This window comes from Kribbella sp. NPDC054772 (assembly GCF_053611945.1).
Window position 1 is genome coordinate 170,396 of the sequence record NZ_JBSHBJ010000006.1, and the last position, 26,479, is coordinate 196,874.

27 protein-coding genes are annotated in these 26,479 nt (G+C 68.4%); 17 read left to right on the forward strand and 10 right to left on the reverse strand.

The annotated features are described in order from the left end of the window. Positions 1-13: 13 nt before the first annotated feature. The 5 genes from dhaK to ACWGID_RS12985 all read right to left on the reverse strand — a co-directional run bounded on the left by dhaK (position 14) and on the right by ACWGID_RS12985 (position 3,941). Positions 14-1,009 (reverse strand): dihydroxyacetone kinase subunit DhaK, encoded by a 996-nt coding sequence (gene dhaK, locus ACWGID_RS12965; protein ID WP_452196635.1) that lies wholly within the window; start codon positions 1,007-1,009, stop codon positions 14-16. Beyond that, complete coding sequence (gene dhaL, locus ACWGID_RS12970; RefSeq protein ID WP_452196636.1) at positions 1,006-1,659, reverse strand: dihydroxyacetone kinase subunit DhaL; 654 nt, start codon at positions 1,657-1,659, stop codon at positions 1,006-1,008. Before dhaL ends, dhaK begins: the two co-directional genes overlap by 4 nt. Further along, positions 1,656-2,459: an HAD-IA family hydrolase gene (locus tag ACWGID_RS12975; protein ID WP_452196637.1), complete on the reverse strand. Its 804-nt coding sequence runs from the start codon at positions 2,457-2,459 to the stop codon at positions 1,656-1,658. Before ACWGID_RS12975 ends, dhaL begins: the two co-directional genes overlap by 4 nt. Further along, complete coding sequence (locus ACWGID_RS12980) at positions 2,456-3,313, reverse strand: class II fructose-bisphosphate aldolase (protein WP_452196638.1); 858 nt, start codon at positions 3,311-3,313, stop codon at positions 2,456-2,458. Before ACWGID_RS12980 ends, ACWGID_RS12975 begins: the two co-directional genes overlap by 4 nt. A 67-nt stretch (positions 3,314-3,380) precedes the next feature. After that, entirely contained in the window at positions 3,381-3,941 is a 561-nt protein-coding gene (locus ACWGID_RS12985) for a DJ-1/PfpI family protein (protein WP_452196639.1), read from the reverse strand. 112 nt (positions 3,942-4,053) lie between these two features. Between ACWGID_RS12985 and ACWGID_RS12990 the strand changes: the two genes are divergently transcribed. Further along, on the forward strand, positions 4,054-4,791 hold the full coding sequence (locus ACWGID_RS12990) for a VOC family protein (protein WP_452196640.1): 738 nt from the start codon (positions 4,054-4,056) through the stop codon (positions 4,789-4,791). Between the two features lie 22 nt (positions 4,792-4,813). On the opposite strand, the gene ACWGID_RS12995 is transcribed toward ACWGID_RS12990, so the two are convergent. Then, a complete protein-coding gene (locus ACWGID_RS12995; protein WP_452196641.1) occupies positions 4,814-5,899 on the reverse strand; it encodes a sensor histidine kinase in 1,086 nt (361 codons plus the stop codon). After that, entirely contained in the window at positions 5,892-6,575 is a 684-nt protein-coding gene (locus tag ACWGID_RS13000; RefSeq protein WP_452196642.1) for a response regulator transcription factor, read from the reverse strand. The genes ACWGID_RS12995 and ACWGID_RS13000 overlap by 8 nt, the downstream gene beginning before the upstream one ends. A gap of 87 nt (positions 6,576-6,662) precedes the next feature. Between ACWGID_RS13000 and ACWGID_RS13005 the strand changes: the two genes are divergently transcribed. From ACWGID_RS13005 to ACWGID_RS13050, 10 genes are all read left to right on the forward strand, one after another. Next, positions 6,663-7,274 (forward strand): M15 family metallopeptidase, encoded by a 612-nt coding sequence (locus ACWGID_RS13005; RefSeq protein ID WP_452196643.1) that lies wholly within the window; start codon positions 6,663-6,665, stop codon positions 7,272-7,274. Then, the gene (locus tag ACWGID_RS13010; RefSeq protein ID WP_452196644.1) at positions 7,271-8,413 is read left to right on the forward strand and encodes a lipid II:glycine glycyltransferase FemX; all 1,143 of its coding nucleotides are present in this window, start codon (positions 7,271-7,273) and stop codon (positions 8,411-8,413) included. The genes ACWGID_RS13005 and ACWGID_RS13010 overlap by 4 nt, the downstream gene beginning before the upstream one ends. A 79-nt stretch (positions 8,414-8,492) precedes the next feature. Then, positions 8,493-9,536 (forward strand): D-isomer specific 2-hydroxyacid dehydrogenase family protein, encoded by a 1,044-nt coding sequence (locus tag ACWGID_RS13015; RefSeq protein ID WP_452196645.1) that lies wholly within the window; start codon positions 8,493-8,495, stop codon positions 9,534-9,536. After that, positions 9,527-10,564 carry a D-alanine--(R)-lactate ligase gene (vanA, locus tag ACWGID_RS13020; protein ID WP_452196646.1) on the forward strand — a complete coding sequence of 346 codons (1,038 nt, stop codon included), beginning with the start codon at positions 9,527-9,529 and terminating at the stop codon, positions 10,562-10,564. Before ACWGID_RS13015 ends, vanA begins: the two co-directional genes overlap by 10 nt. Then, entirely contained in the window at positions 10,561-11,172 is a 612-nt protein-coding gene (gene vanX / locus ACWGID_RS13025; RefSeq protein WP_452196647.1) for a D-Ala-D-Ala dipeptidase VanX, read from the forward strand. The genes vanA and vanX overlap by 4 nt, the downstream gene beginning before the upstream one ends. Further along, on the forward strand, positions 11,169-11,405 hold the full coding sequence (locus tag ACWGID_RS13030; protein ID WP_452196648.1) for a hypothetical protein: 237 nt from the start codon (positions 11,169-11,171) through the stop codon (positions 11,403-11,405). Before vanX ends, ACWGID_RS13030 begins: the two co-directional genes overlap by 4 nt. A gap of 420 nt (positions 11,406-11,825) precedes the next feature. Next, entirely contained in the window at positions 11,826-13,130 is a 1,305-nt protein-coding gene (locus ACWGID_RS13035) for a globin domain-containing protein (RefSeq protein WP_452196649.1), read from the forward strand. After that, a complete protein-coding gene (locus ACWGID_RS13040; protein WP_452196650.1) occupies positions 13,078-13,623 on the forward strand; it encodes a DivIVA domain-containing protein in 546 nt (181 codons plus the stop codon). The genes ACWGID_RS13035 and ACWGID_RS13040 overlap by 53 nt, the downstream gene beginning before the upstream one ends. A 6-nt stretch (positions 13,624-13,629) precedes the next feature. Next, positions 13,630-14,793, forward strand: a complete 1,164-nt coding sequence (locus tag ACWGID_RS13045) for a nitric oxide synthase oxygenase (protein ID WP_452196651.1) — start codon at positions 13,630-13,632, stop codon at positions 14,791-14,793. A 152-nt stretch (positions 14,794-14,945) separates the two neighbouring features. Beyond that, positions 14,946-18,332 (forward strand): beta-N-acetylglucosaminidase domain-containing protein, encoded by a 3,387-nt coding sequence (locus tag ACWGID_RS13050; protein WP_452196652.1) that lies wholly within the window; start codon positions 14,946-14,948, stop codon positions 18,330-18,332. A gap of 6 nt (positions 18,333-18,338) precedes the next feature. Here the strand turns inward: ACWGID_RS13050 and poxB are convergent, their stop codons facing one another. The 3 genes from poxB to ACWGID_RS13065 are packed head-to-tail and all read right to left on the reverse strand — an operon-like array spanning position 18,339 to position 21,924. Next, entirely contained in the window at positions 18,339-20,132 is a 1,794-nt protein-coding gene (gene poxB, locus ACWGID_RS13055; RefSeq protein WP_452196653.1) for a ubiquinone-dependent pyruvate dehydrogenase, read from the reverse strand. Next, positions 20,129-20,656 (reverse strand): hypothetical protein, encoded by a 528-nt coding sequence (locus ACWGID_RS13060; RefSeq protein WP_452196654.1) that lies wholly within the window; start codon positions 20,654-20,656, stop codon positions 20,129-20,131. The genes poxB and ACWGID_RS13060 overlap by 4 nt, the downstream gene beginning before the upstream one ends. After that, on the reverse strand, positions 20,656-21,924 hold the full coding sequence (locus ACWGID_RS13065; RefSeq protein ID WP_452196655.1) for an acetamidase/formamidase family protein: 1,269 nt from the start codon (positions 21,922-21,924) through the stop codon (positions 20,656-20,658). The genes ACWGID_RS13060 and ACWGID_RS13065 overlap by 1 nt, the downstream gene beginning before the upstream one ends. A 170-nt stretch (positions 21,925-22,094) precedes the next feature. Between ACWGID_RS13065 and ACWGID_RS13070 the strand changes: the two genes are divergently transcribed. From ACWGID_RS13070 to ACWGID_RS13095, 6 genes are all read left to right on the forward strand, one after another. After that, positions 22,095-22,664 carry a redoxin domain-containing protein gene (locus ACWGID_RS13070; RefSeq protein ID WP_452196656.1) on the forward strand — a complete coding sequence of 190 codons (570 nt, stop codon included), beginning with the start codon at positions 22,095-22,097 and terminating at the stop codon, positions 22,662-22,664. Positions 22,665-22,683: 19 nt separating this feature from the next. After that, positions 22,684-23,811: an SLAC1 family transporter gene (locus ACWGID_RS13075; RefSeq protein ID WP_452196657.1), complete on the forward strand. Its 1,128-nt coding sequence runs from the start codon at positions 22,684-22,686 to the stop codon at positions 23,809-23,811. A gap of 26 nt (positions 23,812-23,837) precedes the next feature. Then, complete coding sequence (locus ACWGID_RS13080) at positions 23,838-24,305, forward strand: cupin domain-containing protein (protein ID WP_452196658.1); 468 nt, start codon at positions 23,838-23,840, stop codon at positions 24,303-24,305. A gap of 214 nt (positions 24,306-24,519) precedes the next feature. Next, the gene (locus ACWGID_RS13085; protein WP_452196659.1) at positions 24,520-25,230 is read left to right on the forward strand and encodes a class I SAM-dependent methyltransferase; all 711 of its coding nucleotides are present in this window, start codon (positions 24,520-24,522) and stop codon (positions 25,228-25,230) included. A gap of 67 nt (positions 25,231-25,297) precedes the next feature. After that, positions 25,298-25,672, forward strand: coding sequence for a BlaI/MecI/CopY family transcriptional regulator (locus ACWGID_RS13090; protein ID WP_452196660.1), 375 nt, complete (start codon positions 25,298-25,300; stop codon positions 25,670-25,672). Continuing rightward, a partial coding sequence (locus tag ACWGID_RS13095; RefSeq protein ID WP_452196661.1) for a M56 family metallopeptidase occupies positions 25,669-26,479 on the forward strand: 811 nt, incomplete at its 3' end. The genes ACWGID_RS13090 and ACWGID_RS13095, both read left to right, overlap by 4 nt.

The window sequence follows — 26,479 nt, forward strand, 5'->3', positions numbered from 1 at the left end:
CCCCGGGACGAACTCAGAACACCCGGATGGCGATCTCGGCCGGTGCCTCGAGCAGTCCTTCGATCTCGTCGTCCAGCTTCACCAACGTCACCGACGCCCCGGCCATGTCCAGCGAGGTGCAGTACTCACCGACGTAGTTGCGCCGTACGTTGATGCCCCGGTCGGTCAGCACCTGGTGGGCGCGCCCGTAGAGCAGGTACAGCTCGCTGATCGGCGTACCGCCGAGCCCGTTGATCATCAGCGCGACATTGTCACCGGACTCGTACGGCAGGTCGGAGCGGACCGCCTCGAGCATGTAGTCGATGATCTCGTTGGCCGAGGCAAGTTTCTCGCGGCTGCGCCCCGGCTCGCCGTGGATGCCGACGCCCATCTCCATCTCGTCGGGACCGAGCTCGAACAGCGGCGAGCCCTTCGCCGGCGGCGTACAGGCCGTCAGCGCCATCCCCATCGTGCGGGTGACCGAGTTGACCTTCGCCCCGATCCGGACCAGCTCGTCGAGGTTGGCGCCCTGCTCGGACGCCGCGCCGACCGCCTTCATCACGAAGAAGTTGCCCGCCACCCCGCGCCGGCCGACCGTGTACGTCGAGTCCTTCACCGACACGTCGTCGTCGATGATCAGCGTCCGCACGTCCAGCCCGTCCGCGGCGCTCAGCTCCTGCGACATGTCGAACGCCATCCGGTCGCCGGTGTAGTTGTTCACCAGCAGCAGCACGCCCTTCGGCGACGCGAGCAGCTTCGTCGTCTCGTACACGTACTCCATCGGCGGCGCCGCGAACACGTCCCCCGGGCAGGCCGCGTCGAGCATGCCTGGGCCGACGGCCATCACGTGCGCGGGTTCGTGCCCAGAGCCCGAGCCCTGCACGATCGACACCTTGTCGTCGCGCGGCGCGTCCGTCCGCATGATCAGGTTGTACTCCGGGACGTACCGCAGCGTCCCGGGATTGGCCAGCGCGATACCTTGCAGCATCTCCGGCACGTAGTTCTTGGGATCGTTGACAAACTTCTTCATCCCGAGTCCCTCCCCTTCCAGTTCTGTGCGATCTGCTCCATCAACACCGCGACCGCGATCGCCCCGGCATCGACGGATCCCCGGCTGCGCTCGCCGGTGTAGGCGGCCCGGCCGCGTTTGGCGACCATGCCGACCGTCGCGTCCGCGGCCGACCGGGTGGCCACCGCGGCACGGTCCACGATCTCGGCGCTGCTCAGCCCGGCCGCCAACCCCTCCTCGACGGCGTCGGTCAGCGGCACCAGCGCGTCCAGGAGTGTCTTGTCGCCCAACTCGGCGCCGCCGCGCGCCTTGATCCCCTCGATCGCGGCCCGCAGCATCGCCACCACGGTCGCCCCGTCCAGTGCGGTGGCGTTGCCGGCCGCCATCCCCGCGCGCAGGAACCCGGTCCCCCAGATCGGACCCGACGTCCCGCCGATCCGCGACGTCACCAGCATCCCGACCTTCTTCAGGAACGTCCCGATGTCGGTCCGGTCGAGTTCGCCGTACTGCGCCTGCAGCTTCTCGAAACCGCGCGCCAGCGAGTACCCGAAGTCGCCGTCACCGACCACCGAATCGAGGTCACCGAAGTATTTCTCGTTGGCGAGGCACGTGTCGATGATCGTGTTCATCACCAGGTCGATGTCACTCCAGCTGTCAGAACTATCCGTCACGTCAGCCCCTCCTTGAATGCCGTACTCGACCGATCCAGCAGCCGAGTGAGATCGGCGAGCTCCAGCGCGCCGGACGGACCGATCCCGAAGGGGTCCGCGAGTACCTCGAGCGCCTCGCCGTCCGGATCGCCCAGGCTGCTCAGGACCAGCGCCGCCCCGGTGAAGTCCTCGTCCCGCGTGTATCCGCTGACCGTCACCACCGTGCGCAACCCGGCACCAGTCGCCGCCAGCAGGCCGTTCCGCGAGTCCTCGACCACGAGCGTCTCGGCCGGATCAAGCCCGAGCTCCTGCACCGTCAGCTCGTACACCGCCGGGTCGGGCTTCTTCCGCGGTACGACGTCCCCCGCGAACACCGGGATCGTCGCCGCCCGATCCGCACCGACCGCTCCCGCGAGCACCGCCCGTACCGACGGCTCGGCCGACGTGGACGCGACGGCCACCGTCCAGCCCGCGGCGAGCGCGGCGGTGATGGTCCGCCGTACGCCGGGACGCGGCGGGACCACGCCCGCGGCGATCAGGTCGGTGAACGTTTTGGTCTTCGCGCGATGCCAGGTCGCCACCACGTCGGCACGCTCCTCGGGCGTCGCCGGCGATCCCGCCGCACGCCACACCGCCGGGTCGTCGAGCGCGGTCGCCAGCCGCTCCTTGCCGCCCCCGATCCGCAGCAGCCGCCCGTACTCCTCCACCGACCACCGCACCGGCAGGCCGAACTGCTCGAACGTCGCGTTGAAGGCCGGCAGGTGCCCGTCGCGTTCGGTGTCACCCAGTACGCCGTCGCAGTCGAACACGAGCGAGGTCATACCCGGCCACCGCTCCCGAACATCTCGATGTGCTCGGCCGCCATCGCCCGTACGGCGGTGTGGATGTGCCCGAACAACGACGGTGGGTCCCATTTGTCCGTCGCCCGCGCGTGCTCGAGGTGCTCCAGGGAGGACGTCATGTACGCGACCTTGAGCGCCGTCGAGATGTTCACCTTCGAGCAGCCGCGGCCGATCAGGTCCTGGAACTGCGCGGGTGTCAGGCCCGAGCCCCCGTGCAGGGCCATCGGGATCCCGGTCGCCGCGACGAGATCCGTGATCCGCTGCGAGTCCAGTTCCGGTGTGGAGTGGTACATGCCGTGGGCGTTGCCGATCGCCGGCGCGAACACGTCGACGCCGGTTGTCGTCACGAACCACGTCGCCACGTCGAGGGACTGACGCTCCGACTCGGTGTCCGATCCGACCCCGTCCTCGACCCCCGTGATCCCCTCGATCTCACCTTCGACGTGGGCGCCGTACGTGCGGGCCTCGGCGACCACCTCGACGGTCTGGCGCTGGTTCTCCTCGACCGGGAGCGAGGAGGCGTCGAACAGCACCGAGTTCCAGCCGGCTTCCAGGCACGAGCTGATCACCGCGCGGTCCGGGCAGTGGTCGAGGTGCAGCGCGACCGGCACCGGTACGGGCGCGACGGTGGCGTCGAACATCGCCTTCAGCACGTCACGCCCGACCGACTTCACGGTCTTCACCGAGGTCTGCACGATCAGTGGCGACCGCAGCTCGACCGCGGCGTCGACCACGGCGCGCAGGCTCAGCTCGTCGACCACGTTGATCGCGGGCACGGCGTACCCCTTGGCCAGTGCCTCGTCGACGAGCTCCTTCAACGGTGCGACAGGCATACTCACTCCCCCCGTCGGCTGCGTCCACCCTGCCTCTCCGAACGCTGCACGAACGCTGCACGCTGGGTCAGGCGGGTGCGTGCTCCTTCAGGATCGCCATGAACGCGCGCATCCAGCCCGGGTGATCGGGCCACGCCCGACCGGACACCACGTTGCCGTCGACCACCGCGTCACCGTCGACCCACTCCGCTCCGCTGGCCCGCATGTCGACCGCGAGCGCCGGGTACGCCGACGTCTTGCGCCCGCTCAGCACCCCCGCGGCCGCCGGGATCAGCGGTCCGTGACAGAGCTGGGCGACCGGCTTCGACTCGCCGTAGAAGTGCTTCACGATCCGCTGGCAGTCCGGGTCGTTCCGGATGTACTCCGGCGCGCGACCGCCCGGGATCACCACGGCGACGTACTCCGACGGATCCACGTCGGCGAACGCCACGTCCGCCGGCCAGGTGTGCCCCGGCTTCTCGGTGTACGTGTCGAACCCGTCCACGAAGTCGTGCACCACGAACTGCAGCTTCCTCGCCTCGGGCGCGGCGATCGTTACGTCGTACCCCTCCTCCAGCAACCGTTGGTACGGGTACATGACCTCCAGATCCTCCGCGGCGTCCCCCGTGAGAATCAGTACCTTCGCCATCACGCCATCTCCTCTCGCTGCTACTCCTCTCACTCGTCAGCCTCCGCCGCGGCCGCTCAGCCGTCAACGCCGGGCCCAGCGGCCTGAACCGGGCGGGCTTAGGATCCGCGGTATGACGACGCGGTTGGTCCAGGTGACGATGAAGGCGGGCGACGATGCCGCGCTCGGGCGGTTCTGGGGGGCCGCGCTCGGGTGGAACGTCACCGGTGACGAACCCGGTGTGACCAGCCTGGAGCCGGCGGGGTTCGACTATCCCGATCCGAGTGCCGTCTGCCTCGACATCCTTCCCGTCCCGGAACCGAAGACGGTGAAGAACCGCATCCATCTCGACCTCGCCTCCACCTCCGCGGCGCATCAGCAGGAGCTCGTCGCCCGGCTGCAGGACCTCGGCGCGACACCCGTCGACATCGGACAGGGCGACGTACCGTGGACGGTGCTCGCCGACCCGGAGGGCAACGAGTTCTGTGTGCTCGAGCCGCGGGAGATCTACCGCGACACCGGCCCGATCGCTGCGGTCGTCGTGGACTGCGCGGACCCGCGCGAGATGGCCCGCTTCTGGGGTCAGGCAATGGACTGGACCGTGCACGAGGTGACCAACGACCAGGCCACGCTGCGCTCCGCGAAGGGTGTCGGGCCGTACCTGGAGTTCCTCCGCAATCCCGACCCGAAGGTGGGCTTGAACCGCCTCCACCTCGACGTCCGCCCGTATCCCGGCGACGCCCCGGCCGCCGAGGCCGACCGGCTCCGGGGGCTCGGCGCCACCGACGCCGACGTCGGCCAGGGCGACGTACCGTGGACGGTCCTCGCCGACCCCGAGACCAACGAGTTCTGCCTCCTCGCCCCCCGCTGACACGAGGCCGTCTCGCGCGGGCTCAGCGGTCGTTGCGGGCCGCGGCAGTGGGTAGCTCGACTGCTACCCGGAGGCCTCCCGTGGGGCGGGGTGTGAGGGTCAGGGTGCCGTTGTGGGCTTTGGCGATGCTCTTGACGATGGCCAGGCCCAGGCCGACGCCGGCGTGGTCGGTGCGGATCCGGGCCGAGCCACGCTGGAACGGCTCGACCAGCGTGGCGACCACATGCCGGTGCAGCTTCTCGCCGGTGTTCTCGACCGTGAGCTGCACTGTCTGCGGGCTGAACGTGGTCGTCACCCACACCGTGCCCTCCGGCAGGTTGTGGACGATCGCGTTGTGCACCAGGTTCGTCGTCATCTGCAGCAGCAGCGCATGTGAACCAAGCGTCGGAGCGACATCACCCGACGTCTCGAGTGTCAGCCCCCGCTTCTCTGCCAGCGGGAGCAACGTCTCCGTAGCCTCCTCCGCGATCAGCGACAGGTCGACCGGTTCGCGGGCGAACGACCGTTGGTTGGCGCGGCTGAGCATGAGCAAGGCCTCGGTGAGGTCGATCGCCCGGGTGTTGACGAAGTGCAGACGCTCGACCAGCTCGCCGGTGTCGCGGTTCGAATCCTTGCGCGCCACGTCCAGCAGCGTCTGCGTGATCGCCAGCGGAGTCCGCAGTTCGTGCGAGGCGTTGGCCGCGAACCGCTGCTGTTCGGCGTCGTTCGCCTCGAGCCGGGCGAGCATCGTGTCGAAGGCGTCCGCGAGTTCCCGGAACTCGTCGTTGCGACCTTCCAGCTGGATCCGGTGCGACAGCGATCCGTTCCCCGCCAGGCGGGTGGCGTTGGTGATCCGGGTCAACGGCGAGAGCATGCTGCCGGCCAGGATCCAGCCACCGACCAGGCCGAAGACCAGCAGGAACACCATCATCAGGGTCGCCTTCGGCACGAACGCGCGGAGCAGGTCGTTCCGATCCGGCATCCGCATCGAACCGGCGATCACGTCGGGCACGTACCGCAGCAGGAACAGCCACACCACGGCGAGCAGCAGGAAACCCGCGAGCATGATGAACCCGGCATAGCTCAGGGTGAGTTTGAGCCGAACGCTCAGCCCGGGCTCCCTATCCACGCTTGTCGTCCCCCCGCTCGGCGTCGATCCGGTAACCGGCACCGGCGACCGTCGCGATGATCCACGGTTCCCCGAGCCGCTTGCGCAGTGCCGAGACAGTGATCCGTACGGCGTTGGTGAACGGGTCCGCGTTCTCGTCCCAGGCCCGTTCCAGCAGTTCCTCGGCGCTGATCACTCCGCCCTCGGCCGCGACGAGCACCTCGAGTACGGCGAACTGTTTGCGGGTCAGCGCCACGTAGCGGCCGTCGCGGTACACCTCGCGGCGGAACGGATCCAGCCGCAGGCCCGCGATCTCCCACACCGGCGGCCGGTTGTAGGCGCGCCGACGGTCCAGGGCCCGGAGCCGGAGTACGAGCTCCTGGAGCGCGAACGGCTTGGTGAGATAGTCGTCGGCGCCGAGCTCGAACCCGGATGCCTTGTCGTCGAGCCGGTCCGCGGCGGTCAGCATCAGGATCGGCATACCGCTGCCGGAGGCAACGATCCGCTCGGCGATCTCGTCGCCCGAAGGCCCCGGGATGTCGCGGTCGAGCACCGCGATGTCGTACGAGTTGACGCTCAGCATCTCCAGCGCGGTGTCACCGTCCCCGGCGACGTCGGCCGCGATCGCCTCCAGACGCAGGCCATCACGAATCGCGTCCGCCATGTCGGACTCGTCCTCGACGATCAGTACCCGCACTGTACTGATGCTACGAGGCCGACCATATCGTCGGCATATCGAAAACCTCATACGTGCTGTTAACAGCGCGTTGCGTTGACTGACGGCATGTCCACGAGCGAATCGGCAGCCCCGGCGGGCCGCCGTACCAAAATGACCCTCCGCGCGGCGTTCGTGGTCGCGAACGTGGCGCTCATCGGCGTGTTCGTCCACCAGACCCTCGCGTCCTCCTTCCCCACCGCATCGCCGAGCAGCACCCGGCAGTCCCTCGGCGAGGCCGACGGTGTCGTTCCGCAGGGCGTGACGGTTTTCGACTCGGTGCCCGCGGTGAGCAATCTCGATCCGGACCTGCTCGGTGCGCTGCGTACGGCCGCGAAGGATGCCGCCGGCGACGGGATCGAGTTCTTCGTCAACAGTGGCTGGCGTTCCCCGGCGTACCAGGAACAGTTGCTCCGCGAGGCGGTCTCGAAGTACGGCTCGCGGGAGGAGGCCGCGCGCTGGGTCGCCACCACGGAGACGTCGCCGCACGTGGCGGGGCTCGCGGTCGACATCGGGCGCCCGAACGCCGCCGCGTGGCTGTCCGAGCACGGCGCCAGGTACGGGCTCTGCCAGATCTACAAGAACGAACCCTGGCACTACGAGCTCCGCCTGGCGGCGATCGATCACGGCTGCCCACCCATGTACGCCGACCCGACGCACGACCCGCGGATGCAACGGTGACCACTGCGCACGACCTGACCATCGCGCCGATCAGCGCCGCGGAGCACCTCGCGTTCGTCCGGACCCGCCGATCGGTCAGCTTCCTGCAGACCCCGGCCTGGGCCCACGTCAAAACCGAGTGGAACAGCGACTCCCTAGGTTGGTACGACGGCCCGCGGTTGGTCGGCGCCGGACTCGTCCTGCACCGCCCGGTCCCGCGCCTCGACCGCTACACGCTGGCCTACCTGCCCGAGGGCCCGGTCATCGACTGGTCCGGCGACCTCACCGCGTGGCTCGAACCGTTGGCGGCGTACCTGCGAGCGCAGGGCGCGTTCGCGATCCGGCTCGGTCCACCGGTGCGCACGACCGCGTGGAGCGCCGTACAGGTCAAGGAAGGCATCGCGGACCCGGGAGTCGAGCGGCTCACTGACATCCCGAGCCAGCAGATCGACCCGGTTGGCGCTCGCGTGACCGACCAGCTTCGGAACGCCGGATGGCTTCCGCAGAACCCGGACGTCGGCTTCGGGACCGGGCATCCGCAGTTCACCTTCGAGCTCCCACTCGCCGGCGCGACCGAGGACGGTCTGCTCCGCGGGATGAACCAGCTCTGGCGCCGCAACATCAAGAAGGCCGCCAAGGAAGGTGTCGAGGTCACGACCGGCGATGACCTGAAGGCGTTCCACGATCTCTACGTCCACACCGCGGAACGAGACCACTTCACGCCGCGGCCGCTGCGGTACTTCGAGACCATGTTCGCGGAGCTGCGTGCCGAGGACCCCGAGCGCATCCGGCTCTATCTCGCGCACCACCAGGGCGACCTGGTCGCGGCGACGATCCTGGTCCGCGTCGGCGCGCAGGCGTGGTACTCGTACGGCGCCTCGTCCACCGAGAAACGCGAGGTGCGCGGCTCCAACGCGTGTCAGTGGGCGATGATCCGCGACTCGCTGGCGGCGGGCTGCGAGGTCTACAACCTGCGCGGCATCACGCCGACCGTCGACGCCGACGACTCGCACCTCGGGCTGATCCAGTTCAAGGTCGGCACCGGCGGTCAGGCCGTCAGGTACGTCGGCGAGTGGGACCTGCCACTGCGACCGCTGGTGTACCGCGCCTTCGACCTCTACATGAAGCGGCGCGAGGTCCTCCGGCGGCGCGGTCGCTGAGCTGACATGCCCTGACATTTCGTCCGCATATCAAAAACCTCATACAGCTTGGCAACACCACACTGAATTGACTGGAGACATGAACTACAGCGAACCAGCACGATCGGGAACCGGCACCGCCGGATCGCTGGCGTCCTGGTGCTCCGCGGCCGTCCCGGAACGGGGAATCACGATCTACGGCTGCGAGCCCGACGAGGCCGCTTTGTTCCGGGAGTTGGCGCCGCGCTTTCGCGTCGTACCGACGCTCACCACGGCCGCCGTGTCCGAGGCGACCGTCGAACTGGCGATCGGGAACCGCTGCATCAGCATCGGCCACAAAACCCGGATCACCAACGCGACATTGCTCGCCCTCGGTCGGGCCGGGGTGGAATACATCTCGACGCGAAGCATCGGCTACAACCATCTCGACGTGAACTATGCAGTGAGTGTCGGCATCACCGTCGAGAACGTCGCGTATTCGCCGGACAGTGTCGCCGATTACACCTTGATGCTGATGTTGATGGCGGTCCGCAACGCGAAATCAATGCTTGATCGCGTGGCCGCTCAGGACTACCGACTGAGCACCGAACGCGGCAAGGACGTGCGCGATCTGACCGTCGGAGTCATCGGAACGGGACGCATCGGCGCCGCCGTACTGGACCGTTTGCGGGGTTTCGGCTGCCGGGTGCTCGCCTATGACAAGCACGCCAGAACGACCGCGGATTATGTGCCTCTCGAGGATCTGCTGGAACTCAGCGACATCATCACGCTGCATACGCCACTGACCGCGGACACTCACCATCTTCTCGACCGCCGGCGGATCAACCAATTGCGACGCGGCGCCTTTGTCATCAACACCGCACGTGGCGCACTCATCGACACCGACGCGCTGACCGCGGCTTTGGAGAGCGGCAGGTTGGGCGGCGCGGCCCTGGACGTCGTCGAAGGAGAGGAAGGAATCTTCTACTCCGACTGCAGGAATACCGCCATCGAAAGCGATCCCCTGGCGCGACTGCGGAAACTGCCGAACGTGATCATCAGCCCGCACACCGCCTATTACACCGACCGTGCGCTGCGCGACACCGTCGAGAACTCACTCGTCAACTGCCTGGAATTCGACAGAAGAAAGCTGGAATGGATATGAAGATCGGCATCATCTTCGGCGGCCGGTCCGAGGAACACCCCGTCTCGCTCAAGTCGGCGCAAATGATCGCCGCCGATCTCGACACCCGGAAGTACGAGCCGTTCTGGATCGGCATCACCACGAGCGGCGCCTGGATGCTCTGCGACGGCCCGTCCGCCGACTGGGAGAACGGCGAGTGCCGTCCCGCGGTGCTCTCACCCGACAGCACCGTGCACGGGTTGCTCGTGCTCGACGAGGGCCGCAGTACGACGGTCCGCCTGGACGTCGTACTCCCGGTCCTGCACGGCACACTCGGCGAGGACGGCGCGATGCAGGGCCTGCTGGAACTCGCCGGCATCCCGTACGTCGGCTGCGACATCCAGAGCTCGGCCCTCTGCATGGACAAGTCACTGACGTACACGGTCGTCGCCGACGCAGGCATCGCGACACCGAAGTTCTGGACCGTCACGCCCGACGAGAAGGTCGATCTCGAGCAACTCAGCTACCCGGTCTTCGTGAAGCCGGCCCGTTCGGGGTCCACGTTCGGCGTCAGCAAGGTCGCCGACGAGTCGGAGCTCGCGAGCGCGATCGAGACCGCGCGGCAGTACGACTCGAAGGTGCTGATCGAGGAGGCCGTCGTCGGCAGCGAGGTCGGCTGCGCGGTCCTCGGGAACGAGGACGAGCTGACGCTCGGTGAGCTGGACCAGATCAACCTGACGCACGGCTTCTTCAAGATCCATCAGGAGCTCGATCCCGAGAGCGGCTCCGAGAACTCGACGGTGACCGTTCCCGCGGACATCTCCGCCGAGTCTCGCGCGCTCGTCCGGGAGACCGCGCAGGCGATCTACCGCGCCCTCGGTTGCCGAGGGCTGGCCCGCGTGGACATGTTCCTCAAGGACGACGGGACGGTGATGCTCAACGAGGTCAACACGTTCCCGGGCATGACGTCGTACAGCCGCTACCCGAGGATGATGGCGGCCGCCGGGGTGTCGTTGACCGAGCTGATCGACCGGATGGTGTCGCTGGCAGTGTCGCCGAGGGTCCGGTGAACGCCGACTTCGTCTTCGTGGACGAGTTCGTCAGCGGGATCCGCTGGGACGCGAAGTACGCCGTCTGGGACAACTTCACCGGGAAACCGGTGGACGGCTACCTGGCGAACCGGATCGTCGGCACGAAGGCGCTGTGCGTCGCGCTGGACGCGGCACGCGAGCAGGCCGAGACGCTCGGCTTCGGTCTGCTGCTCTGGGACGGCTATCGCCCGCAACGCGCCGTGGACCGGTTTCTGCGCTGGTCCCGGCAGCCGGAGGACGGCCGCACGAAGCGGCGGCACTATCCGAACATCGAGCGGACCGAGATGTTCGAGAAGGGGTACGTCGCCGCGAAGTCCGGCCACAGCCGCGGCAGCGCGGTCGACCTGACCCTCTACCACCTGGCCACTGGTGAGATCGCCCGCATGGGCGGCGACCACGACCTGATGGATTCCATCTCACACCACAACGCCCACGGCATCACACCGACCGAGGCCCGCAATCGCCAGCACCTCCGCACCGTCATGGAGTCCAACGGCTTCGACTCCTACGACTACGAGTGGTGGCACTACACGCTGAGAAACGAACCCTACCCCGACACCTACTTCGACTTCCCGATCACCCCATGAACATCCGACCGGCCCACGCCGCCGACGCCACGGCTGTCAACGAACTGTTGCGCCAGCTGGGCTATCCACAAGAAGGTACGGCGACCACGGCCGGCCGAATCCAGGACTGGAGTGACGACTCCGCCGGCGCGGCGTACGTGGCCGATGACGACGGCGACCTACTCGGCCTGATCGCAGTGCACCTGACGTGGGTACGTCGACCAGCGCGGGATCTCCTCCCGATTTCTCCGTGACCTTGACACCCCGGAGGCACCGGCGTGGCGCTCTGACGAGACGGCACGTGGGTGATATAGGGCACTGTGTTGGCGACGCCAACAATCGTTTGAATGGTTGTTGGCGGGGCCAATGATTGTTACCAGCACGTCGCGTAGTGGGTTCATTGCGATGGGTCGCAATACGCTGTAGTAACAGGGGTTCCCGTGGTTCTGGGGAGTTATCCGAGACGATAGAGTCCGTGCGCCGGTTTCAAGCCGGTGGGCCGAGGGTAGGTCCGAGAGGCGCACGACAGACACAGACTCGGGGAACTGGAAATGGGAGGGAACCCTTGTCAACGCGGTACCCGTCGGCACCCGCCGATGCCAAGCAGTACGTGATGCCCCCTGACGGATCGTCGATTCCGGTCGAGGAGCGACCTCCCCGAGACGGATAGCGCCATGGATTCCTACGCCCTCCAACGCAGCTGGGACCAGGTAACGAAGCACGGGGACCAGGTCGCGCTGTATTTCTACTCACATCTGTTCGTGTCACATCCCGAGGTACGGGCGATGTTCCCGATCTCGATGTCGAACCAGCGAGACAAGTTCGTCAGCGCGCTCGGTCGGGTCGTCAGCCATGTCGACGAGATCGAGCGCGACGAGGCGTTCCTGCGACACCTCGGCCGCGACCACCGCAAGTACGCCGTCATCGCGGAGCACTACAACGTGGTCGGCGTGTCGTTGTGCGCAACCCTGAAACACTTTCTGGGGTCGGAGTGGGACGAGGACCTCGCCATGCAGTGGACGGCCGCGTACCAGGTGGTCGCCCGGATCATGGTCGAGGCGGCCGAGACGTCCTCGGACACGGGTCCCGGGTGGTGGGACGCCGACGTGGTCTCGGTCGAGCGGCGGACGATGGACCTGACCCTGCTCAGAGTCCAGCCCCGCAGTGCGTTCGATTTCCTTCCCGGCCAGTCGCTGTCGATGGAGATCCCGCAGCGCCCACGCATGTGGCGGTACTTCAGCCCGGCCAACGCCCCGCGCCGGGACGGCTCGATCGACCTGCACGTCCAGCAGATCGACGGCGGTCAGGTGAGCCCGACCGTGGTGCGGACCCTGCAGGTCGGCGACACCGTGAAGCTCGGGTCACCGGTCGGTGAGCGGCTGACGCGGCGCCCGGACGACCCGCGGGACCTGTTGATGGTCGCCGGCGGTACCGGACTCGCCCCGCTGCTCGCGGTCCTCGAAGAGATCGACAACCAGTGGCAGCGCACCCGGATGGCACCGCGGGTCCAGCTGCTGCACGGCGTACGGATGGCCTGGCACCTCTACGAACGGCCCCGGCTCCGGGAGCTGGCCGAGAAGCGGCCGTGGTTCGACTACACCGAGGTCGTGTCGGGAGACCCCTCCTACCCCGGCGCCCGCGGGAAGGTCGGCACTGTCGCGGCCCGGCAGGCGCTGGACGGGCGGCTGGCGATGGTGTGCGGCGGCCCGCAGATGGTCGCGCACACGCTCGAACAGCTGTCCGCGGCCGGTATGCGCCCCGACAACATCCAGTACGAGAACTTCTACTACGCCGCCGCGGACGACCACACCGCCGGACCGGCGCTCTCAGGTCAGGAGACATCAAGTGACGCACAGCAGCCACCGACGCGACTCTCCGCGCTCCCAGACGCCCGACACGATCCGGGGTACGACCTTCCAGCGCCGGATGCGGGGCCTCGACGCGGGTCAGGTCTACGGATTCCTCGATCAGCTGGCTGACCAGGCACAGGCCGCGGAGCAGGAGCGAAAAACGGCCCAGCACGAGAAGGAACGCCTCGAGGTGGAACTGCAGCGCGTGCGGGGCGAACTGCAGCGCGTCCGGGGCGAGCTCGAGGAGTACGAGCAGGTCGGCGAGCGCGTGAACGAGCAGGTCGTCCAGCTGTTCAGCCAGGCGCAACTGGTGGCCGAGGAGATGGTCCAGGACGTCAGCCGGGACGCTCGCGAGCGGATCAGCCAGGCGCGCGCCCACGAGCGCCAGATCGTCGCGGAGGCGATGGACACCGCCGGGGAGCAGGTGCGGTCGTACGCACGCACGGCCCATGTGCAGATGCAGTCGCTCGTGGACTCGTTCGCCAGCGAGGTGGATCGGCTCGGGAGTTCGCCGGCGACCCCGGATCCGGCGTACCAGAAGGATCCGTTGTACGACGACCTGCACGACCGGCAGATCCGCTCCCGGCACGGGAGTGGACCGGAGTTTCCGGGCTCGGACTGATCGGCCGTGAGCCAGCCCGCCCCCGAACGTTGTCCCTGGAGCAACGAAATCCAGTCGGTCCGGACCAAGGCCACGGACTTCCTCGAACTCTTCCACGCGGAGAACCCCGACAGCGGTCCGGCCGCACCGCGGATCGCGGCGGTGATGCGCGAGATCGACCTGACCGGAACCTACTGGCACACCACCGCCGAGCTGGCGTTCGGCGCCCGGGTCGCCTGGCGGAACAACTCCCGCTGCATCGGCCGGCTGTATTGGCGCAGCCTGCGGGTGCGCGACCTGCGGACCGTCTCCGACGCCGGCGAGGTGGCCGCGCATTGCTTCGACCACCTGCGTGCCGCGCACAACGGCGGCAAGATCCGCCCGATGATCAGCGTGTTCGCCCCCGACACGCCGTTCCGACCTGCCCCTAGGATCTGGAACGAGCAGCTCATCCGGTACGCCGGATACGCCCAGCCGTCCGGTCGCGTGATCGGCGATCCGCGCTACCAGTCATTCACCGAGGAACTGATCCGGCGCGGATGGCAGCCGCCTGTCCTCACCGGCGACTTCGACGTCCTCCCGCTCGTGGTGGAGACCGTCGAGGACGGACCGCGGATGTTCCATGTCCCCGACGACGCGGTGCACGAGGTCCCGCTCGAGCATCCCGAACTGCCGTGGTTCGCCGGTCTGGGAGTCCGGTGGCACGCGGTGCCGGTGATCAGCAACAACACGCTGGAGATCGGCGGGGTCTCCTACCCGGCCGCGCCCTTCAACGGCTGGTACATGGGCACGGAGATCGGGGCCCGCAACCTCGCCGACAACGACCGCTACGCGTTGGTTCCGGAGGTCGCGGAACGGATGGGGCTGGACACCTCGGACGAGTCGACGTTGTGGCGCGACCGGGCGCTGGTCGAGATCAACCGTGCGGTCCTGCACTCGTACCAGGTCCACGGCGTGACCATCACCGACCATCACACCGAGTCCCGCCGGTTCCTCCTGCATCTCGAACGCGAGGAACGGGAGGGCCGCCAGTGCCCGGCCGACTGGAGCTGGATCGTGCCGCCGATGTCCGGCGCGCAGACCCCGGTCTTCCATCGGTACTACGACACCGAGGTCGACGGACCGAACTTCACCGCCGATCGCGAGACCACCCAGCGGGGACTACACGGCACCCCAACCGCTTTTCGCTGACTCCCGCTGAAATTGCCTGGAGTTGACCGACCCGACGCCTTGACGAGCAGTTCTGCGCAGGGGCTAACTAGGGCGTGTCTTCCAATCCCGCGCAGTAGGCGGGGGATTGGAAGACACGCCCTCGCTGCACTCCCCCCGCCTGAGGAGACTCGATGCGCCTTCTCGTGTCCGCTGTCAGCCTGCTCGCCTTGGCCTCGCCGCTCGCACTGGTCGCGACGGAAGCAACCGCCGTACCCGCGGCGAAGCCGGCCATCACTCCACAACCGCAGCAGGTCGTCGAACGCAGTGACGGCTTCCCGGTCACTCCCGTCGTCGGCCTGGTCCGTACGTCGCGCTCCGACGCGGACGCCGAGCGGGTCGTCCGCGAGGCGCTGACGCGTGCCGGCGTGAAGACCGTCCAGACGACGGACGGCACTGATCCCGGTACGCCAACCACCATCTGGCTCGGCCGTTCCGCGCCCGTGTTGTCCGCGCTGCAGGTCAAGGACAGCACCGGGCTCCCCGCCGAGGGCTACGTGCTCGCCGCTGGACGCGATCGCAACGACCGCGCCCAGATCGTGCTCGACGGAGTCGACGGCGACGGCACGTTCTACGCCGCCCAGTCCCTCGCGCAGCTGGTGCAAGCGCGGCCGGGCCAGGACTGGATGCCCGGGATCGCCGTCCGGGACTGGCCGACGATGCGCTACCGCGGCTCGATCGAAGGCTTCTACGGTACGCCGTGGTCGAACGCCGACCGCCTCGATCACCTCAGCTACCTCGGCGCGCACCGGATGAACACCTACGAGTACGCACCGAAGGACGACCCGTACCACCGGGAGCGCTGGCGGGATGCTTATCCGGCCGACAAGCTCGCGCAACTCGGCGAGCTGGTGACCCGCGCCCGGCAGAACAAGGTCGACTTCACCTTCGCCCTCTCCCCCGGTCTGTCGATCTGCTACACCTCGGAGGCCGACTTCCAGGCCCTGATCGCGAAGTTCGAGTCGCTGTACGCACTGGGCGCCCGATCGTTCAACGTGCCGCTCGACGACATCGACTACAACACCTGGCACTGCGACGCGGACCGCGCGAAGTACGGCACCGGAGGCGCGGCCGCGGGCCGGGCGCAGAGCGATCTGCTCAACCGGGTGCAGCGCGAGTGGGTCGAGTCCAAGCCGGACGTCGCTCCGCTCCAGATGGTGCCGACCGAGTACTACAACGTCAGCGAAACGCCGTACAAGAAGGCGTTGCGCGAGCAGCTCGACAGCGATGTCGTCGTGCACTGGACCGGGATCGGCGTCGTACCGAAGACGATCACGGCGGCACAGGCGGCGCAGGCGAAGGCCGTGTTCGGCCACGACATCCTGATCTGGGACAACTACCCGGTCAACGACTACGCGGCGGGCCGGTTGCTGCTGGCGCCGTACACCGGCCGCGAAGCGGGGATCGCGGACAGCGTCGTCGGCGTGATCTCCAACCCGATGAACCAGGCGGCGGTGAGCAAGCTCGCGCTGTACTCGTTCGCCGAGTTCGGCTGGAACCCGGCGCGGTACGACGCGACGCCCGTCTGGCTGCGAGCGATCAGCGAACGCGCCGGCGGCGATCCGCGCACGATCGACGCGCTGCGGGTCTTCGCCGACCTCAACACCTACGACGGGACCCTGCACTCGGACAGCGCACCGGCCTTCGGCGCCGCGGTCGACGAGTTCTGGCAGCGGTGGCGCGCCGGCGAACGCACGCAAGCGATCGCCTTCCTGCAGCCGAAGGTCGCCGCGATCACCACCGCACCGGCGACGATCCGGGCCGGCGTCGCCGATCCGGCGTTCGGGGACGAAGCGGAATCGTGGCTCAAGGCAACCGAACTCTGGGGACAGGCGATGAGCCGCGCCCTCGACCTGCTGACTGCACTCGAGGCCGGCAACGGTCCGGCGGCCTGGACCGCGCGGCAGCAGATGACCGCACTCGTCACGCAGGCCAAGGCGATCCGGGACAGCCGCGCGCCGCACGACGGGACCTACCCGCGGATCGGTGAGCGGGTCGTCGACGAACTGATCGCGGAGACCGGCCGCGTGCACGACCGCTGGCTCGGCGTCACCCCGGGCAAGACCGCGACGACCAACCTGGGCACCTACCAGGACAATGTGCCGGCGCGCATGGTCGACGGCGACGCGAACACCTTTTACTGGAGCAACGGCAACCCCGGTCCTGGTTCGGAGATCCGGGTCGATCTCGGCTCGGCGGTCTCGATCGGCGCCATCGCCGTCCTGATGGGCAAGACGTCGAGCCCGAACGACTACATCCACTCGGGTGCACTGGAGTACTCCGTCGACGGTACGCGCTGGACCGAGCTCACCCGCGCGACCACCGCCGACGTACGGTTCACCGCTCCGGCGGGGACCACGGCGCGGTACGTGCGGTACCGGTCGTTGACCGCGAGCGACTTCTGGCTCGTGGTCCGCGAGTTCTCGGTCGAGACGATCGGCGGTACGACGACGACGCTGACCGCGAGCGGTACGCCGACGCCGGCCGCGGGCTCGTCGTACCAGCGGGCCGTGGACGGCAACGTGGAGACCGCGTATGTCCCTGCAACCGCACCGAACGCGGGCGATGCGTTGGTCGCGACGTTGTCGGCGCCGCGGGCGCTGGCTCGGCTGACAGTCCTGCAGCCGTCGTCCAGTGTGGGCTCCGCTGACATCGAGGTCCGGGTCGGCGGCGTGTGGCAGCGAGTCGGGAGCTTCTCGTCCGCGTACGCCGAGGTGCCGGTCGGCGATCTGCCGGCCGAGGCCGTACGCCTGGTGTGGAAGGGCGGCAGCCCCGCCGCCGTCGCCGAGCTCGTACCGCTGTGGACCGACACCCCGCAGGTCACGCTGCGCACGAGCGAGGATCGGACCGATGTGGTGCGCGGAGTGGCGTCGAGCTTCGTGATCGACGTCGCTGCAGGTCTGAGCAAGGACGTGACCGGGACTCTCCAGATCGCTCCTCCGGCCGGCTGGTCCGCCGCTCCAATCACGACCCCGATCGCGGTGAGGCGCGGCTTCACCCAGTCGGTCACCGTGAAGCTGACGCCGCCGGCCGACGCGGCTCTCGCCGACGTCGACATCCCGGCGACTCTGACCGGCAGCACCACGAGTAGCGCCGTACTCCGGGTCGCGGTCCGCCCGCGCACCTCGGACACCAACAGCGCACTGCACCGCCCGGTCGTTGCCTCAAGCACCGAACCCGGTACGTCCTTCACCGCGGACCTGGCCGTCGACGGCAACGCCGGCACCCGCTGGGCGTCGGGGTACGACGACGCGTCCTGGCTCCAGATCGACCTCGGCTCGCCCACCCGCCTCGGCAAGGTCGTGCTCCGCTGGGAGACCGCCTACGGTTCCGCCTACAAGATCCAGGTCTCCGACGACGCGAACACCTGGACCACGGCCGCCGAGGTCACCAACGGCGACGGCGGCACCGACACCGTCTGGCTCGATGCCGCCGGACGCTATGTCCGCGTCCAGGGCGTCCACCGCGCAACGCAGTACGGCTACTCGCTCTACGAAGCGGAGGTCTACCCGGCGGTGTGAACCGGGCTACTCGTGGGCGAGTTGCCGCAGGTTGGTGCGGGCGACCTCGAGCACTGCGCTGGCGTCGCCGTTCAGCACGCTGCGGGTCGCCCAGAGCGTGAAACCGGCGGCCTGGTTCAGCGCGATGCGCGGCGGGATGGCCACCTCGTGGCGCAGGGTGTGGACGTCGACCAGCGCGGGACCAGGATGGGCGAACGCCTTCTGCAGCGCGTCGTCCAGTTGGGTCGCGTCATCGACGCGGAGGCCGTGCACGCCGACGGCCTCCGCCACCGCCGCGAAGTCCGGGTTGTCGAGGTCCGTGCCGAAGTTGACGATGCCGTCGGCCTTCATCTCCAGCTCGACGAAGCCGAGCGCACCGTTGTTCAGCATCACGACCTTCACCGGCAGTCCGAGCTGACGCAACGTCAGCAGCTCGCCCATCAACATGGCCAGCCCGCCGTCGCCGGAGAACGCGACGACCTGTCGCTGCGGGAAGGCGGACTGAACACCGATCGCCTGCGGTAACGCGTTCGCCATCGTGCCGTGGGTGAACGAACCGATCAGCCGGCGCCGACCGTTCATCCGGAAGTACCGCGCGGCCCACAAGGTCGGCGTACCGACGTCTGGAATCAGTACGGCGTCGTCCGCGGCCAACCGGTCGATCGCCGTCGCGACCGTCTCGGGATGCAGCGCGCCGCGTCGCCGGCCCGGTTCGGCCAGCTTGTCGAAGCGGCTGCGGGTCCGCTGGTAGTGCGCGGTCATGGTCTTCAGGTGCTCACCGTCCGAGTGTTCCGCGAGCAGTGGCAGCAGCGCCTGCACGGTGTCCTTCACCGTTCCCACCAGCGGTACGTCGACCGGCGTACGGCGGCCGATGTTCTCACCGCGGACGTCGACCTGGACGATGTGCGCGTGCTCCGGGTAGAACGGGCGATACGGGAAGTCGGTGCCGAGCATCAGCAACGCATCGCAGTGCTCCATCGCGCGATAGCCGGACACGAACCCGAGCAGGCCCGTCATGCCGACGTCGTACGGGTTGTCGTACTCGACGAACTCCTTGCCTCGCAGGGCATGCACGACCGGGGCCTTCAACCGCTCGGCGATCGCGACCACGTCGTCGTGTGCACCCGCGCAGCCCGCGCCGGCCAGAATCGTGACCGCCTTCGCGTCGTTCAGAACGCCCGCGGCATTGGCCAGGTCGTCGTCAGCAGGAAGCACCTGAGCCGAGGCCGCCCAGACGGGGTGCACAGTGTCCTCCGGAGCGTAGGCCTTGAACACCTCACCCGGTACGACGACCACCGCCACGCCACGCCGCTCGACAGCAGAGCGCATCGCCACGCGCAGGATCCGCGGAAACTGTTCGGCAGCGCTCACCAACTCGACGTACACACTGCACTCGCGGAACAACTCCTGGGGATGAGTCTCCTGGAAGTACCCGCTGCCGATCTCTGCCAACGGGATGTGCGCGGCAATGGCCAGCACCGGCACGCGGCTGCGTTGCGCGTCGAAGAGCCCGTTGATCAGGTGCAGGTTCCCCGGCCCGCAACTCGCCGCGCAGACCGCCAGCTCGCCGGTCGTCGCGGCCTCGCCGGCGGCCGCCAACGCTGCCGCCTCCTCGTGCCGGACGTGCTGCCAGTCCAGCTCACCGTCGCGTCGCAGCGCGTCGGTGAGTCCGTTGAGCGAATCGCCGGGCAACCCGTAGACGCGCCGAACACCGGACGCCTTGAGGGTCGCGACCAGCAGATCGGCCACCGTCCTCCGACGCATCCCGAGCAGACCGGAACCCCGCACGGGCTGGTGCTGGGCGGTCGGGTCCTGAGTCATCGCCGGAGCCTCCTGGCGAGTGTCGCGAGTTTGAAAGCGGCCGCCGTACCCAGTCCGTAGCCGAGGTGCGCGCCGAGGTCCTTCGTGAGGATCTTCGGGCTGTACTTCCAGATCGGCTGGTACAACTTCGCGGCCGGGAGTACGACGTACCCGGTCCCCCACACGGTCGCGCCGAACGGAGCGCCGTACCAGATCCGTGGTTTCGGGGCGGAGCCGGCGACCACGCCGTACGCCGCGCCGTTACCGATCCCGTACGCCCAGTGGGTGATGTTGTTGACCAGCGCCGCCCGGTGGTCGGGCAGCTCACGATCGAAGAGGCCTTCGTACAGGCGCTTGCCGACCAGTGCGGGCGCCGGAGCCTGTTCCCAGCTCTCGATATCGCTGGAGAACTCCCAGCGGGTGAACTCACTCTTGCCGCCGCCCTGGCGATATTCGGCGTACAGCACCAGGTCCATGACCAGGGTGCCGACGGTGCCGGCGAAGAGCCCGCCGACGACTGCTCCCAAGGGCGTGATGCTTTTCATCAGGCCGCTCCTTCGAAGATTCCCCGCGGCAAGGTCATCGAGACCAGCCAGTTCGGGAGGTCCACCACCTCGTTGATCTTCAGGTCGCCGGCGACACTGCACAGCGCGTACGCCTCGTGCATGCTGACGCCCTGGTCGGTGACCAGCCAGTCGATCATGTCGCGGACGGCGTTCTTGGCGTTCTCCATCAGATCCGGGCCGGCGCCGGTCGTCACGTAGTACCCCAGTGCCGCCATCTCCGTGGACAACCGAAGCTGAGTCGGGTCTGCCGCCGGGACGATCGCTCGTGGAGCACCGATGACGGTGTTCTTGACGACCTGGAACCGCAGGGTCGCCGACATCAACGTCTCGATGGCGGTCCCGGAGATTTCCCCGTCGCCCTGGGCCATGTGCCCGTCGCCGGCCGAGAAGAGCGCGCCCTCGGCGTACACCGGGAGCTGCAGCCGCGAGCCCGGCGTGATCTGCCGGACGTCGATGTTGCCGCCCATCCCGCCGCTGAAGCTGGGCGGAAACGTCCGGTACATGCCCTTCCGCATCGGCGCGTTACCCATGATGCCGAGGAACGGCGCGATCGGGATCCGGGCCCGCGTACCGGTGTCCGAGCCGACGAAGGTCGCGGCCCCGGTCGACTGCCCACGCTCGAAGTGGAACAGCTGCACGTACGCCGCCCCGCTGCCGAACGGCTGCCCCTCGGGAAGGGCCGACGGCACCGCCCCGGGACTCGGATCGCTGAGCTGCGATGCCTCGAGCCAAGGAGCGAAACCGGCCAGACTCTCCGGGCGCAGCGTCCCGAACAGCCCGAGCGCGGGACTGACGGTCGTGTAGCCGAAGTCGACCAGCGGGCTGACGTCGAGCACCTCGACCTCGAGGATGTCGCCCGGCTCGGCGCCCTCGATGTAGACCGGGCCGGTGAGGGGGTGGATCCGGCCGAGATCGAGCGTCATCGTGCCTTCCGGCGTGATGGTTCGCGCCTGGTCGCCGATGTCCAAGGCGTCGCGGCAGAGCAGCTGGATCTCCTCACCGGGGCGGACCGTCACGGCCGGCTCGAGGTCGCGGTTCCAGCGGTTGTGCAGGACCCGGCCGTACCCGTCGAGGATCCGATCGCCGCGGGGAGCCGCCAGCGTGTCCGGCGTACCCGATCCGGCGACTTCGACCGCGCCCAGCCCGCCGGCGTCCGCCAGCTGCGCGAAACTCTGGGCCGCCTCCGGACCGACTCCTGCCTGAACGTGCAGCGAGTCGCTGGCCGTGGCCGAGTGAGCGAAACACATGGGCTGTTCTCCTCCCAGGGCAGAGGACCGCGATGTGCCACCGACGATGCTCCGCGCGACCTCCCGGCCACACCCGGGTGACTCCCTGGTCCGGTCGACCGGTGATCCCGGGTCCGCACCAGGGAGTCGACCACGGGCCGTCGCGGTCGACCGGGTCTACCGTGAGGCTCATGCGACCTGACATCGTGCCGGGTGCGACCTTCCCGGACTACCAGCTGCCTGACCAGGACGACGTACCGCGCAAGCTGAGCGACCTGCAGGGCGACGACCCGATGATCCTCACGCTGGCCCGCGGGCACTACTGCCCGAAGGAGCACCAGCAGCACCTCGAGCTCGCGGCGTTCTACCCGAAGATCGCGGTCAGCTACACGCAGATCGTGACGATCGCGACCGACGAGCACCACACGCTGCAGGAGTTCCGGGCCTCGGTCGGGGCCCAGTGGCCGTTCCTGTCCGACCCCGGGCGGATCGTGCAGCGCGACCTCGACATCCAGGAGTACACCGATCCCGACAACGACCCGATGATCCCGTACACGATCGTCCTGAAACCGGGGCTCGTGGTGCACAGCATCTACAACGGCTACTGGTTCTGGGGGCGCCCGTCGATCGCCGACCTCTGGCGCGACCTCCGCGCGGCGAGCAGCGAAGTACGCCCGGACTGGGACCTCAGCACCCCCGGCCTCCGGGAGGCGTGGGAGTCCGGCGACCACAGCCCCTTCCACGGCTGGAACAAGGAGTAATCCCAGAAGGACGTGCGTGGTGAGCACTGACAATGCCCGGCTGACGGCCTTCCGCTACGTCGGCCCGAACTGGTACGCCGTGGTCATGGGAACCGCCATCATTCCCGGCGCGGGGGTGATGCTGCCGCACCAGTTCCCCGGCGCGTTGCAGGTCTGGCAGGTCTTCACCGTCTTGGCCTTCGTCGAGCTCCTGGCCGTGGTGATCGCGCGCTGCATCCATTGGTACGTCCACACCGACCAGGCGCGCGCGGACCTCCTCGACCCGACGGTCGCACCGTTCTACGCGTGCGTGTCACTGGCCTTCCTCGCCACCGGCCTGGTCTGCTACACCGTCGGGCACACGTTCCTCCCGGACAGCCTGGCGATCGGGCTCAGCGCGACGTTGTGGACGATCGGCACCGTCGTGGGTCTCGCGTGCGCAGTGGGACTGACGCTGTTGATGATCATCAAGCAGGACCTGAGCATCGTCGGCCAGTCCCCCGCCTGGCTCCTGCCGCCGACCGGAACCATGGTCTCGGCCGCGTTCGCCCTGCCGCTTCTCCAGCACCAGTCCGCCGGCCAGGGCAAGGCGCTGTTCGTCGTGTGCCTGTACGCGATGTTCGGCCTCGACCTGATCATGACGCTCGTGGTCCTGCCGCTCGTGATGCAGCGATTGTTCGTCCACGGGCCGCTGCCGATCCAGCTGACGCCGCTGCTGTTCATCGCCATCGCCCCGTTCGGGCAAGCCGTCAACGCCCTCGGGAACCTGGGCGACCAGGCGACCAATGCGGGTCTCCCCGCCCCGTTCGACACCGGTCTGCAAACCCTGTCCGTCGTCGCCGGCGTACCGATCATGGGCTTCACCTTGTTGTGGGCAGCCGTCTGCGTGGCCATGCTCGTCCGGGCCTTCGGCAAGGGCCTGACGTTCTCCATGGCCTGGTGGGCAACACCGTTTTCCTGGGGCACCATCGTCACCGGCATGGCCGTCATCAGCCGCCATACCGGGATCGAAGCGCTCAGCTGGTTCACAGTCGTCTGCTACGCCGGTCTCTGCGCCCTGTTCCTCTACGCCTGGCCGCAAACCCTCCGCGCTCTCCTCAACCGCAACCTCCCCGCCGCCGCACCAACCCAGCTGAAGCCCGTGACCAACGCCGGCGGCCCGGCGTGAGCGGGCTCCAACCGTAGGAGGCACCCATGGAAGCCCAGAACCCCGCCCTGGTCGTGCAACCCGGCTCCGCCACCGGAGCATCGCTCTCGGACGGCGCCTTCGAACTGCTCGCCGACGGCGGTGCGGTCAGCGCGAGCCGGCTCACGTTGACCACCGGCGCCGACGGTGCACCGCCGCACCACCACAAGCTCTCGCACGAAGTCTTCTACGTGCTGGACGGGACCATGCTCTTCCGTCTCGGCGAGACCCTGACCACCGTCGGCAAGGGCGGGCTCGTCATCGTCCCGCCCGGACTGGTGCATGTCTTCGGTGCGGCCCACGGCGAGGTCGCCGACGTGTTCGTCGTACTCAGCCCTGGTATCGAACGCTTCGGGTACGTCGAGCAGCTCGCCGCGATCAGCCGTGGTGAAGCAGAGTTCCCGTCCCTGATCCCCGAACGGGACCGGTACGACGTGCACTTCGCGGACCTCCCCGACGGGCGATCGCCCGGCTGACCCACTTGCAGGTACTCCTGGCAGCTTTCGGTCCCGTTGCTGCTCTCGATGTGGGTCTTGCATCAACTATGGATGTTAGTACTATCCTGCATCGTAGACAGCTGGCTTGCTGCGGTGGGGACTGGACGGTGGGCCAGGGGGGTGCGGCCGAGGCCGCTGTTTTCTAGGGGGCGTTATGTCGTTATTGGCGAGTGCACGGACCGGGGTGAATCGAGTGCTCCGGCCGGCGGGGGTACAACTCGTTCGGGGGTACAGCAGCGATCCGGCGGTCGGGGCGTTCCTGCCCGCACGGAAGACGATCGCGGCGGCAGACAAGGCCGGAGTGTCGGTCGGCGACTACCTCGATGCGTTCAGCGCCGAGCCCGGTTCGACGGCCGAGACCGTCGCCGCGATGCTCCGGCTCGGGCAGCTCGAGAGCGGGATCGGCCGGGTCTGCGAGATCGGTGCCGGCTCGGGCCGGTACCTGACCAGGGTGATGGACGCGCTGCAACCTGACGCGTACGAGGTGTACGAGACAGCGCCTGACTGGGTGCGGTACCTGCGCCAGCTCCGGCCGCAGCTGATCATCAGGCCGGCCAACGGTCACTCGCTGGACGCGACGAAGTCGGAATCCGTCGACCTGGTGCATGCACACAAAGTCTTCGTCTACCTGCCCTTCGTCGTCTCCTTCGGGTACCTCGCCGAGATGGCCCGGGTCGTCCGGCCGGGTGGCGTCGTCGCGTTCGACGTGATCACCGAGGAATGCCTGAACGACGTGGTGACGAAGACCTGGCTCGACGAGCCGTCGCGTGCGAACATCTATCAACTGACACCGCGCGACTGGGTGGTGGAGTTCCTGGGCCGGCGCGGCCTGGAACTGGTCGGCAGCGAGTTCGTGCCGTTGAGCGACGGCCGGACCGAACTGCTGGTCTTCCGCACCAAGTGAGGCGTACGGCCGGGGTCAGCGCGGGTGACACAACGGGGATGACAGCGAGACCGGGGGCGGGTAGCGGGTGCGTGGATTCGGCGATCTCGAGGCAGTCGTCATGGATCGGCTCTGGAGCCGGGACGATCCGGCGACGGTCCGCGAGATCCTCGACGACCTCGCCGCCGAGCGTCAGCTCGCCTACACCACGGTGATGACCGTGATGGACAACCTGTACCGGAAGGGCTGGCTGTCGAGGGAACTCGACGGCAAGGCCTACCGGTACCGGCCGGTCTCGACCAGGCAGGACTACAGCGCCGAACTCATGCGCCAGGTCCTGGCCGGCAGCGGCGACGAGATCGCCACGCTGTTCCGCTTCGTGGATCACATGACCGAAGAGGAGGCGACCGCGGTGTGGGAAGCCCTGTCGAGCCGGCAGCGCACAGACAAGCGTGCACCATGAACGTCGCGATCCACGCGCTGCTGCTGACCGGCTACGCCGCCGCCGTCACCATCGTCGGACCGCGACTGCTGTCCCGGTCGAGCCTCGCGCGCCGCTCGCCGGCGCTCGCACTCGGGTTGTGGCACACCTCGATCGGCTGTGCCGGTTTCGCGATCGGCCTGGCGGCACTGAAGCTGATGTCCGCGGTGCGCTACCTGCCGCACGGCAAGCACGTCCACGCCCTCACGCTGATCGACGTGCTCAGCCCGGTCCTGGCCGGGTTGCTGATCACGCTGATCGTGTCCGGCCGGCTCGTCCGCGCGGCGATCAGCCTGCGGCGCACCCGCCGTACTACGCGCCAACGCCACCTGGACCTGCTGTCGCTGCTCGGCCGTCATGACCCGGAGCTCGATGCGACCGTCATCGCGGCGCCGGCACCGGCCGCGTACTGCGTGGCAGGCACGGGTCACGTGGTGATCACCGAGGACGCCGTGAAGCTGCTGGAACCACGGCAGCTCGACGCCGTCATCGCCCACGAACGTGCACATCTGACCGGGCGCCATCACCTGCTGGTCGGCTGGGCCATGCTGCTCGTCGAGGCCTTTCCGCGGATCACGGCGCTCGAACAGCTGCGCGCCGCGACGTCCGACCTGGTCGAACTGCTCGCCGATGACAGCGCTCGTCGCCAGGTGGACGGCAGCTCGCTGGCTACCGCGATCGGGCTGCTCGGCCCGGCCACACCGAACGGCAGCCTGGCCGCGACGGGCGGCCAGGCCCTCGTCCGGGTAGAGCGCGAGCAAGACCCGCCACCGCGGCGAGGGGCGCCAC